We start from the raw sequence: 12,107 nt of genomic DNA, 5'->3' as shown, positions 1-12,107 counted from the left end.
CTAACGATTCATGCGGTAAAAACCAAAGTAATTTCAAAACCTAAGCGGTCAACAAGCTTTTATAAAAAAGTTCGCAGTTCATGGATGGAAGAGCCATTTTTTTTTATGAGTTTCTGATTTGGGTTTACTGTGTTATGAGACATAATTCGGTCAAGAACGAAAGTGATCTACGTCCACCAGTCAGATGTTTTGAACAAGGTGAAACCATAGTTAGGGTGTGAGCTCGCACTAAAGCGAGGCCCACCTAATATTAAAAATACGATTGATTATGAGAAAATCCATGGTGTAATGATTCACCTAATTCTTATTATCTGGTATTCTGATTTAACTCAATTCGATTCTAATTGAATCTGTCAATTGTAATGAGATCGAGAACATAATCATTGGTTGGAAGTCGGTATTGTCTGAACTACAAAACAATTCAGATCCCGTTCCACCGATTTAACAATGGTTGGAGTGACTTACGAATAGAACACACCGGTGATGATTTCGAATATTGCCACCTGACGGTGAAAAGGTGAACCTATTTGGATTATTTTTTGATGAGAGCTGGATTGTTGTGGATGGAATCAGGTATTTGTGGTAGATAGAGGTCATTGGGTGGCGGGTGGATAACCCCACCCAGTTCGATTTGGGCGGGGATCTATACCTTCTTACTAGCCCAACTCCCTCCCCATCACTGTCACCATTCGGTTGCCGTAACCAACCGTTTCCAACTCTTGCCAACCAAGTCTTTTGTACAATCCAACCGCAGTATCAGAAAATAAATAAAGATTCATGATTCCACGATCCTTTGCCAAAGATTCTATATGTTCGCACAACAAGGCCCCAAATCCTCTACGACGAAAATGGGAATCTGTATAGACAAAACCTAACCAGTGTTTATATATCTTAAATTGAGGTTTCACATCCAATAGTCCTACATGTTGGTAGACTCCACCTGTAGAAACTGGATTTCTATCAACAAACATGATTACCTGGAATTGTGTAGGATCATTTGCAACCAACTCAAGCTTAGAATGTGTTTTTTCAATTGGAATATTCCATTCTTCAAGATACCAATTTGAGATTTGAGAAATCATTCCAAAGTCACCTGGCTTCAGTATTCGAAATTCTATCTCATCCACAAAGACAAATGACCTCCATTTAAGATTAAAACCATTAGGACAAAAAATGAAACATCAAACTTATATTACTTAGAATAAAAGTACCATAATTTTAAACAATATTTAACAGTTAGTAACGAAGATGAAATTGCATAAAACCATATCCTTCAATCGCAGACTGCCCTTGGTTGGCAAACGCAGGATTAATTGGTAAGTATCCAATTTCCAACGTCTCTTGGTCTAAACCTAAGAAATAAAACGTAGCAGCTGACACCAGCATAAGCCCCATAAGAATCACCATCGGGCCAGCCACAAGTTGACGGTCCCTACGATTTTCTGTTGGTAACGTACCTGCGATTCGTTTCAGATTTTTTGCTTTTGACTCAGCATCATCTATAATTTGATTTTGTGTGTAATACCAGAAAATGAATTCATTAGAATTATTTTGATAAAAGGTAGTAATTGCAACTGCATCTGTCAATGTAACTTGTGATCTTGCTCCTGAATATGCCTGACGAGATGCATAATTTAAATATGCATAACTTGCATAAAACAATAATGCACCATAAATTGAATAAGTTGTAAAATCTTTATATGTATGATCTAGAAACACATTTTGTTTATTTTTATAATAAACTTCCGTTTGTCCTTCACGCATTTGAATATCGACGACGGTTTCTTCATCATCTTTTGCATCAATTCCACGAAAAGAATCGATGTAACCTTCTCTTGATAATCGCAAACGATTCATACCTGATGGGATTGCAATTCGCTTAATAGGAGTTTTGCCCAAATATTGAATTCCTAAATACACATCAGATTCAACATTTGAAGTGACTGTGATATAAGAACTACTCAGTTTTAAAGAAAGATTGGTATCGATTTGGAACTTTTTTCCCTTTTCCAATAAAACATCTGACTTATATGGAAAATACCCTTCTTTGAATATAAATAAAGATCTTTTACCGATCGGAAACTTTTTATCCGCAAGGGGAGTTTTACCTAAATATATACCATCTATATAGACAAGAGCACCTTCTAATCCGCCTGCTGACACTTCTACAAATGTCGTTTCTTTCCCTTGTAATTTCTCTTTAATTGATTCTCCTAGAGGCCCCATCTCTTGGTATGCTCTTATGACGGACGTTTGGTGCTCAAAAGGAAATGTTTTTCCTTCGTAATCATCAAATAAAAAAACTTTCGTTTTCAAAGTGTTGTCATTTATTTCAAATGATCCGGATAGAATGTAATCACAACCCATTTTGGTTGCAGCCCCATAGGCCTCGTCAGGTGACAAAGGTTTTTTATCCCACATTTGTTTGATTGTGATTTTGATATAACGCGGATCTTTTTCAGGCGAAACCTGTTTTTTTCCAATTCTTAAATCATCCAAATCCTTCTCATCGTTAACCTCCTTACGTTTTCTTTTTACATTTGGAGATTCTGCATCAATTTTCTCTTGAAGTGTTGAGATAGGATTTTCACCAAAAGAATGATAAACAATATTTTGGCGAGGGTACTCTACATAAGTATATTCTAAATTACGTAACTCCGACAATAAAACCGAAGGAATCCCTTTCATCAAATATTCCTTTGTCACATCTTCTTTTGTTGCAACAAATGGAAAAATACACAAACTCCTGTTTGTTTCAAAGGTAACACTACCTTTATATGATTGGCTAGGGAAATTATAATAATCATCTATTGCAATAAGAGGAATGGTATTCACAAGTAATCCCACAATTAGCAAAAAAGCTGAAATTTTATGTTTCATATCTTTGATTACGGGACCCCAATGAATACACCAAAGTTAAAATAGCAATGATCGGAAGCAAAACGGAAAATGGAGACTGATCAAAATAATCTTTGGAAAATGAAATTTGTTCCCCCAAACCTGGTCCAGTATCACCTACAGAAGTCTGAATCCCTAAATAAGAAAAAAGAGCCGTTGTCATGACAACAGTTGGTAATCCTGAAAAAAACAAGAATTGAAACATGTTTTTTAAAGCAGGTAAATAATGTAAAAATATGAGATGTTTTGGTTTTGCACCAAAACAGAGTGAAGCAGAAATATAAGGACTTGTTTGGATCTCACGAATTTTTGCAGTTAAGGTTTCATATACCATTGCCCAGTCCGAAACAAGGATCGCAACCATAAGTGAAAATGGATTGTTTGGTAAAATACTGATCACGATGAGTGCTGATAATAGAGAAGGAATGGATAGTGAAACCGAAACAAATCCAGATAACAAAAAATCAGATCTTTTAGGAAATACTAACGAAAATGTTGATACGAAAAATGAAAACAATATTGTTAGAATCCTTGCGGGAATCACAATCAAAATGGTAGACATCGCGCCGTAACAAAAAAGTGCCAAATTATCTCTTCCCAATCGATCAGATCCGAACAAAAATCCATCTGTTAAAAACGGTAAATTATTATTCATTAGGTCAACATTAGAAGGAGCTGGCAAAAAAACGATCCCCCACAAAATAGTTCCAAAAAATAATAAACGAATAGAGTTAAGGAGCATTTTGATACTCCCCTGATAAATAGTTTTGTAAGTGAAAACCAATTCGATTTAGAATATAAAATATGATTCCAGAATACATAAGTAAGGTTGATAATAAATAGGTATCCATAGATTTAATTGAGTAATACAATGATTTCCCAACACCGGGGAAAAAGAATATTTCTTCAACAACCATCGCACCTGACAACAATGAACCAAAATCTAAAACAAGAAGAATTAAAGTGACAGGCAATACTTTTAGAAAAATTTCTATGCCAACAATATGACTCCATGGGTAAGATCTAGTTAATAATAATTGTGTGTATTTTGATTTCGATTCTTTTACTACTTCTGGTAATAAATAGAGAGTTAACCTGGAAAAAATTCTAGAACCTAATGTTATTCCAGGTAAAACAATGAAATAAGTATTTCCCGTTTCATATCCTCCAGGAGGAAACCATTCTAATTTATAAAAAAATACAATTAACAAAAGTATGGCGACGATAAAAACGGGTGTCGATAAAATAAAATTAGAGATAAAATATAGAAAATTATATAATCTTTTTGATCGTAGGTAAATTGTAAGTAACGATGATCCAAATGCAAAAATGGAACCAAATAGTATACTAAAGATTGCTAAATGGAAAGTTGCAAAAAAACGGTTACCAATATGCCCATATACCGTTTCGCCGTTTTGTGTTGAACCACCTGACTCAAATAAAATTCTTTTCCAAAAATCAATATACGATTGAAATACGTTAGTTTGATTTGAATTTACACTTGAGATTCCCGAATCCGCATATAAATATGATTTGTCCTTGGTATGAAACTCTGAGACAAAACTACTCACGAGTGACAATAGCAAAAGATAATAAAGAAAACGGAATACTTCCGACTTCACAACATTAACTTTTCGAGAGGAATGCCTTTTGGATTTCTTCGAAATTTTTGGCTTTGATCAGTTTTTCTCTTTCTTCAGGAATGTTTAAAGTTTTTGCAATTAAAGCTAGAGTTTTGATATGATCCTGAAATTTGTTTTTGGGAACGATCAACATGATAAAGATCTGTACTAGTCCATGGTCTAATGCATCAAAATCAATACCACCAGGTGAAATTGCCATTGCACACTTGAGTTCATTAACATAATGAACAGAACAATGAGGAATTGCAACTCCACTTCCAATACCAGTCGACATCGATTTTTCGCGATTCATTAAGGAAGATACAGTTTCTTCCTCATGTATAGCCTCTAATGTTTGTGTGGTGACCAGATGAGAAATCATCTTTCGAATTGCATCTTCTTTCGTGGATGCTTTAAAGTCGAAAATGATATTTTTTGGGTCCAGAATCTCCAGAAGTTGATTCATTTGGTATTACTTACTCCCACATTTCCAAACTCGACTTATTTTCCAAGAAAAACCCTAACAAATAAGGATTCTATTAGAAAAAAAACTACCACTATCCATATAGCACTTATCCCCATTTTTCCTACAAAAAAAGCGATAGGGATTAAAATAACAAAGCTGACAATTGTCACATAAAAGGATCCGTAAAAATATCTACCTGGAGCTAATTGTAGAAAAAAGGCCAATGAAGCATAGGAAAGATTCCAAGAAAAGCCACTTAAGTTCGCACCAAATCCCCAACATAAGAATAAAACATACCAACACACAAAGAAACTTATCAAAATGGTTCTTCGAAAAGAAACCCATGCGACTGTTACTAATAAAAATACTCCCAAACTCTCTGCGATGGAAAGGAAAACTTTTGTATTTGAGGATTCGATAGATCCCCATGGTAATGTCATTGGAAGGAACAATGATTCGAGAGGAATTCCTGCCAAAGATGACAAAGTGTATTCGGACCGGAACTGTTGCCCCATCAAAGAAAACGCAGTATCAAAAAGGAACAAAAACAAAATTGCTAAGCAGAAAATTGGAATCCTTAAAGAATAATATTGGATGAGATAATAATGAAACAAGTAAGTGAACAACAAAGCAAATGATAACAATACTGGACTTAACCATACAGATGGCAAAATTAACAAAACTAATAATAATTGAGCTATCAGTCCCAGCCAATAGGGTGATTGTTTCATCCGAATACAAAATCCCAAATAAATCAGGGTAAATGTCGATGCGATGATGATAGGTAGAATTGGGAGTGGTGTTACAAATCCTACCGAATAACCGAAAAAACCGATCAATGTTAAAAAATAAAAGAAATCAGCAAAGATTTCAGAGGATTTGATTCCCCAACTATTTTCCGAAAGTATATAAAGGTTTTTTAACATATAAATTTTTATTAAACAACCTCTTCTATTCGTTTTCGAATATCAATTCCAGAAGGACAGTACACAGTACAAATCCCACAACTAACACATTTATCTTTATCGAATTCTTCTATTTTTCCTTTAATCAATTGAAAAGGATTTGTTTGCGTTGGACAGTAATGATTACACTCCATACAATCAATACAACTAAACTCTTTTCGAACAGCTGGGAGTTTTTCATATAAAGTAATCGAATAATGATCATAAATATTAAAGTAACCAAGTGAATTTACATCCATGGGTTGGATAGCTTCAAAAACTGTATCAAAAGAAGCAATTTTATATCGTTTATCCATATTGTTTGGAATAAAAGCTAACGATTGTCCATTGGTCAAAAAAAACTGACGTGGTTCTAAATCCATTCGTCCTTTTCGATCTACTAAAAAAACAGCTAAGTGTCGTTTGGTGAATGGTTCACCAAAATATAACTTACGCAAAATATGATAAATAGTTTCTGCTCCCAAATATAAAACCGAATTTGACTGTAGTGCTTTTTTTGCTTTTGTTACATCCCACTGGAATTGTTTGTGCAAAAAATATTCGGGAATCCCATTCGGGTGTTCAAACTTCAACGTTGGTATTTCAAAAAAATTTGTGACTTCAACTTTTGGAAAAATTGTTTTTAGTAATTCAATGAAACTTACATATGCTTCTTTCATTGAAGTTAAGATCATTTCTTCAAAATCTAAATGTTGGTAACGAGAGAATGGAGATAAAACAATTTGAAAGTTTGAATTTGATTTATATTTTAAAAAATAATCCTTAAGTGGCATATCCTGAATATCAAGAGACGCCAGAGCTCCTTCATCAAACGCATCTATTAACGTACTAAAATCATAACTTTGAAATTGATAAATGGAATTAGTGGACCAAGAACCATCTTGTTTGATTTGAAAGAATTTTTGATCTGCCGTTAAAGTTGCGACTCCATTGACAGGAGCCAGCACCTTAGTTCCGTTATGGGAAAGCATAACTTGCCCATGTGTAACTCTCGTTGGATAGGATTCAGAAATAACGCTGCCCGCAGGAACGGGGATCAGGAATTGACCCTGAATCGTCCGTTCTTTTTTATTTTCAGTTTTGTGAAATTTACGAGCGAAGGCGCGAGGTAACCTGGGAAACAACACGCCAATTATGATTTAGACGGCTTTCACCATGTAGATTTCGTCTTTGATTGGGAGTTCTTTTTTCAAGTTTTTGATATAAGGTAGAATCTCTCCCATTTCCTCATAGTATTCGCAATTTGTTTGCATACGACGAGCTACGGTAAAGTATTTATAAAGTTTTTCTTCACCGGAACGTTTTGACCATTTCTTCTTGTTACACTTCACTCGAAGAATGTATTTATCTTGTTCCGATTCGTATTGGCGAACCACAACACAATGCAAACAGTTCGCGCAGTAGACTTTTTCACTCATGGATGACCCCTGGACCTAGGTTGAATTTACAGCTTTTTGGAAGGAAAGGTTTCGTCAAGTAAGTACCATCGCCTTTCCTTAAGCGACGGCACGTAATTCCTTTTCTGCTTTGGTCGCCGGTTTGAATTTCCAAAACGACTCTGCAACAGAAAGATAGGAGACATAGAAAAAACCAATAGAATATAGAACCATAAATCCGATCATGTATGGTTTTCCAACCATGAAGGATAAATAGATACAAAACAAACAATAGGCTCCCATAAAAAATTCAAGGAAAGCACGGTAATCTACAGGAACGACATATTTGATTTTGTCCTGTAAGCTATCCCCTTCTTTTTCGATGCGAAGTTTAGGAGTGCGTTTGAAACCAGATTGGATACCAAAAACCGCTTCCATCCAAGCATAGGTATTCATCACCGCAATCCCTGTTCCGATCATTACGAGAACAGGTAAATAGATAAGTTTTGATTTCCAATTTTTATGGATTTCTCTTTGTGAATATGCGTAAAAAATAACAGGTCCCATGGATCCGATGGATAGGAAAGCAGCCGATCCAAATAAAATTTCCATAGGGAGGTCTTCCATCTTAAATCCAGCCCAATATTCCATGAGTAGGAGTGGAGCTGTGAGAAGGATGTTGATGATCATTAAAGGGTGAACGGAATAATTGATCAAGTGAGTGATGGCCTCACCTTTGATCTTCCAGGATTCGTTCGATTTCCAAATCCGCGGGATGAGTTTTACGGCAGTTTGGATGGAACCTTTGCACCAGCGGAATTGTTGGGCTTTGTATGCATTCATGGTGGCTGGGATTTCCGCCTTACAAACTACATCTTTGATGTAACGGAATTTCCAACCTTTGAGTTCAGCACGGTAGGAAAGATCAAAATCTTCTGTGAGGGTGTCATGTTCCCAACCCCCTGCATCCTCGATGCAAGACCGTCTCCAGATTCCAGCAGTTCCATTGAAGTTCATCCAAAGGCTTGATCCGTTGCGAGCAACTTGTTCAATCATAAAGTGGCCATCGATACCGAAACTTTGAGCTTTGGTTAGGACATTATAAGTTTCGTTGATATGACCCCAGCGAGTTTGGACCATACCTATCGACTCATCATCAAAATATCCCATTGTTCGAAGTAAAAAATCAGAGTCAGGAGTGAAATCTGCATCAAAAATTGCGATGTAATCTCCTTTTGCTTTTGCCATCCCTTCATCCAAAGCACCTGCTTTGTGGCCTTTGCGATTGGTTCGATGAACGTGTTCAATCCATATTCCCTTTTTTTTGTATTGGGAGACAAGCCCTGCTACCTTTTCAATCGTTTCATCAGTGGAATCATCGAGGACTTGGATTTGTAGTTTTTTTGCAGGGTATTGTAAATTACATGCAGATTCAATCAAACGATCTACAACATAAAATTCGTTAAAAATAGGAAGTTGGACTGTGACAATGGGAAGGTTTTTATCCTTTAAAGAAAGGATTTTGGATTCATCCTCCGCACAGTTTTCTTTGTATCGGCTATACAAAAATACCATGAGGTATGTGTGTAAGCCGAAATAAAACAACATCACAATGTCAAAACCGTAAAGAACCAAAAAGGATATAGATAAGAACGTTAGCATAGTTATAGTCAAAATCGGCATAAGGGGGCATTTGGTCAAACATTTTGTGCAGCGCCAAATAAAAATAGATTTTCTTTAGTTTGCGAACAATGCCTATATCGCAACCTTGGTAGCTATTCTATGGACTCTCAATGGAAACGATTCTGGGAAACTGGCCTCTTCCCTTCACTTGAATTTAGCTTAAGCCTTTCGATCGGCTATGTGCTCTCGTTATTTTTTTACGTCGCTGGATCAGAATTATCACTTATCGATCGAACCGATACCGCTTATCCCATATTACAAGCGTTAATTGCTCTTTTTTTTGCAGCAGGTTTTATATATAGAAAATACAAACACAATTTCCCAATTAGCTTTAGTTTGGCGCTTTTGACACTTGCAGTTGTACAGGTGGTTTGGTTATTACTTGGGAATACTTCAGAATTTCTCATCGATTATATATTTTCTTTTGAGTTAGTCCTACTTGGAGGGATATTATCTGCGTTTTCGATTGGAATTTATGGTGGGTCATTGAAAGACTTTCGATTTTTAAGTTTCACTTTGGGAGTTACCGTATTTACTTTTTATTCTCTTTTTGAACCAAACCAAAACTATTCGATAAAAGTATTACTTGCGATTCTTTACATTCTTTTATCATTTTATTTTTTCAGCACCTTGTTCCAACAAAATCCTATTTCTAGTAAATTTTATAAAATCAGATCAAAAATCGGCAAACATCCGCTATTTGCTCCATTTTATCGTTCAAGTTTATCTCTACTGATCGCATATTGTATTTTACATTTATATTTCCAACCTGGACCCAAAATACCACTCATACTTTCTATTTCTTTTTCTGTAACATTTGGTAGAGTATTATCTTTGCTAGGTGGTCTTAAAAAAGAAACAAAAGCTGTCTTTCTAATTGGAAGAGTTGCCTTACTATTTTCTTTTTTCTTTTTTATTTACCAAACGTATTGGAGCTCTTTTTTTATAGCTTTGTGTATCATTAATGGTACAATTGTTGGCTTTTTTAAACCAAACAAAACTCAATACAGAGAATATCTAATGATTGGAGTGGAGACAAGTTTATATTTAGGTCTTTCATTTCTTTTATATTTTTGGAATTTACCAATGGGCTTAAGGACTTTGACAGCGATGTTATTTGTTCCTATCTTAGTTTATCCATACATTTTACAAAAACATATCATACGAACTCCACGTATTATCATGTTGGTTTCAGCAAGTTTGATCGTTTTATTTTTCTTTTCTCCCCCAACAATTAGAACGAATTCTCCGTTTTCTAAAAAAGAAAATTTTGATCCCATTCCTTTTGCCATCACCAATTTAAATTTCAATGAAGAAGAATATATATTTTATAAATCTGTTTTACCGTTTCAATCCAATCCTTTTTTACCGAAAAGATCAGAAATAAAAGATAAAATTGTTGTTCTTGGATTGAGTTCTAATCAATCTCAAATCATTTCATACATAGAGCGATTGAGTGAGGAAGGTCATCCATTCTTAATCATAACAACAAGAAACAAAACGAATCAATTCCATCATATCAATGCCCTCTCATTACTAAGTAGAAAATCTTATTGGAATTTTGACATTTATTATCCGAACTATTTGTACCAAAAAATTAATTTTACGTCCACGTTACCAAATGATTGGAAACTCAAATACTTTACAGAAAAACTAGATAACTTATCTTTCCAAGAAGTAGTTTATGTATTAGATTCTGTTTTAAAATATTCATCCGGAGACTTAAGGAAAGATGCGATAGAAATTAAACATCTTTATTATGAGTCATTTGCCACCTATGCAAAGTTTTATCACAAGATAGGCCAAAATAAATTAAGTTTAGATGCTATAACTTATGCGAGAAAATTTGAATCACCAAAACCTGATTTATTAAGAATAGCATTTAATAGTTTGAAATTTACAACTCCAGAAGCAGAATACATTCCGATTCTTGAAGATTTGAGTTTGGATGTTGAATTCCAAGAGTTTGCATGGAATTCTTTAATCCCCATGTTTGAGTCTTTAGGTGATTGGAATAATGCATTAAAAACGATGGGATTATTAGAACGTTATTATCGCTCAACTAACCATATAGAACAAGCCAACGAATTAGAACTAGCAAGAGTTCGATTATATATGAACCAAGAAAATTGGAAAGAAGTAGAACCAATCATCGCATCGAGATTACGAGAAAACCCAAATTCAGTGATTTGGGAGCGATTAAAAAATGAAATTTTAGAAAAAAAAGACTCACTGAGACGAATCAGCGTTCGTCCTGATGCAAAAGAGGCAAGAATCCAATGATCCATTCAACACTACTCGGTATATTCGCAGCGATTTTATCTGTCTTCGTTGCAATTTTAATTGAAGGTGCTTCCTTAAGATCCTTTTTCCATATTCCTGCGATGTTTCTCATCGTAGGTGGAACGTTAGGTGCTACATTTGCGTCTTTTTCAATTTCACAAATCACAAAAGCAGTGAGAGACACCCGCTTTGCTTTACGAAAAACAAAAGAAACCGATCTAAAACTTGTTTTCTTTAGATTTTGGGAGAAAGCGAGAAAAGATGGATTACTTTCACTTGAAGATGAATCAAAAAAATTAGACAATCCATTTTTCCAAAAAGGGATCCAGTTGATCGTAGATGGATCTGATCCAAGAACCATTGAAGAGATTTTATGGGAAGCACATGAAGAAAAAGAGAAATTGGATTTTAAATCTGCAAAAATTTTTGAAACTGCTGCAGGTTTTTCGCCTACGATTGGAATTATCGGAACAGTGCTTGGTCTTGTTACGGTTTTGGAAAATTTAGATGGAGGAACAAAAGTTCTTGGTCAAGGAATAGCAACAGCGTTCATTGCGACATTCTATGGAATCTCATTTGCCAATTTAATTCTACTACCTATCTCTAACCAATTGAAAGTAGTTGCAAAACGCGAAAGCAACGAACGCCAAGCAATCATGAGAGGAATTTTATCGTTACAATCAGGAGAAAATCGTAGAATCTTAGCAGAACGTATTGATCCATTTGTGAATCAATAACACTCATTGTAAATTTGATGCATTAGCTTTATACTAATTTTATATCTATACTTACTTCTGCGAGTTATCAATCCATT

General features: G+C 35.0%; 11 protein-coding genes. 2 read left to right on the top strand and 9 right to left on the bottom strand.

The features are described from left to right. Nucleotides 1-656 precede the first annotated feature (656 nt). From EHQ43_RS06040 to EHQ43_RS06000, 9 genes are all read right to left on the bottom strand, one after another. Nucleotides 657-1,082, bottom strand: coding sequence for a GNAT family N-acetyltransferase (locus EHQ43_RS06040; RefSeq protein WP_135770369.1), 426 nt, complete (start codon nt 1,080-1,082; stop codon nt 657-659). A gap of 154 nt (nt 1,083-1,236) precedes the next feature. Then, entirely contained in the window at nt 1,237-2,880 is a 1,644-nt protein-coding gene (locus EHQ43_RS06035; RefSeq protein ID WP_135770368.1) for a PEGA domain-containing protein, read from the bottom strand. Then, nucleotides 2,870-3,640 (bottom strand): ABC transporter permease subunit, encoded by a 771-nt coding sequence (locus tag EHQ43_RS06030; protein WP_135739658.1) that lies wholly within the window; start codon nt 3,638-3,640, stop codon nt 2,870-2,872. Before EHQ43_RS06030 ends, EHQ43_RS06035 begins: the two co-directional genes overlap by 11 nt. Further along, nucleotides 3,630-4,520: an ABC transporter permease subunit gene (locus EHQ43_RS06025; RefSeq protein WP_135770367.1), complete on the bottom strand. Its 891-nt coding sequence runs from the start codon at nt 4,518-4,520 to the stop codon at nt 3,630-3,632. The genes EHQ43_RS06030 and EHQ43_RS06025 overlap by 11 nt, the downstream gene beginning before the upstream one ends. Nucleotides 4,521-4,524: 4 nt before the next feature. Then, the gene (locus EHQ43_RS06020; RefSeq protein ID WP_135739660.1) at nt 4,525-4,986 is read right to left on the bottom strand and encodes a PTS sugar transporter subunit IIA; all 462 of its coding nucleotides are present in this window, start codon (nt 4,984-4,986) and stop codon (nt 4,525-4,527) included. Nucleotides 4,987-5,021: 35 nt separating this feature from the next. Further along, entirely contained in the window at nt 5,022-5,912 is an 891-nt protein-coding gene (locus tag EHQ43_RS06015) for a hypothetical protein (protein ID WP_135739661.1), read from the bottom strand. 11 nt (nt 5,913-5,923) lie between these two features. Then, a complete protein-coding gene (locus tag EHQ43_RS06010) occupies nt 5,924-6,922 on the bottom strand; it encodes an ATP-binding protein (RefSeq protein WP_208730898.1) in 999 nt (332 codons plus the stop codon). Nucleotides 6,923-7,090: 168 nt separating this feature from the next. After that, a complete protein-coding gene (locus EHQ43_RS06005; protein ID WP_002973362.1) occupies nt 7,091-7,369 on the bottom strand; it encodes a hypothetical protein in 279 nt (92 codons plus the stop codon). Between the two features lie 78 nt (nt 7,370-7,447). Then, nucleotides 7,448-8,989: a cellulose synthase family protein gene (locus EHQ43_RS06000; RefSeq protein ID WP_135739663.1), complete on the bottom strand. Its 1,542-nt coding sequence runs from the start codon at nt 8,987-8,989 to the stop codon at nt 7,448-7,450. Between the two features lie 120 nt (nt 8,990-9,109). On the opposite strand from EHQ43_RS06000, the gene EHQ43_RS05995 reads away from it, so the two are divergent. Both EHQ43_RS05995 and EHQ43_RS05990 read left to right on the top strand, forming a co-directional pair. Further along, entirely contained in the window at nt 9,110-11,293 is a 2,184-nt protein-coding gene (locus EHQ43_RS05995) for a hypothetical protein (RefSeq protein WP_135753219.1), read from the top strand. Further along, the gene (locus EHQ43_RS05990) at nt 11,290-12,030 is read left to right on the top strand and encodes a motility protein A (RefSeq protein WP_135770365.1); all 741 of its coding nucleotides are present in this window, start codon (nt 11,290-11,292) and stop codon (nt 12,028-12,030) included. The genes EHQ43_RS05995 and EHQ43_RS05990 overlap by 4 nt, the downstream gene beginning before the upstream one ends. Nucleotides 12,031-12,107 lie beyond the last annotated feature (77 nt).

The sequence above is a fragment of the Leptospira bouyouniensis genome, assembly GCF_004769525.1.
Classification (GTDB): Bacteria; Spirochaetota; Leptospiria; order Leptospirales; family Leptospiraceae; genus Leptospira_A; species Leptospira_A bouyouniensis.
Note: the sequence above shows the minus strand (reverse complement) of the source record. Positions and strands in the feature narration are given on the sequence as shown.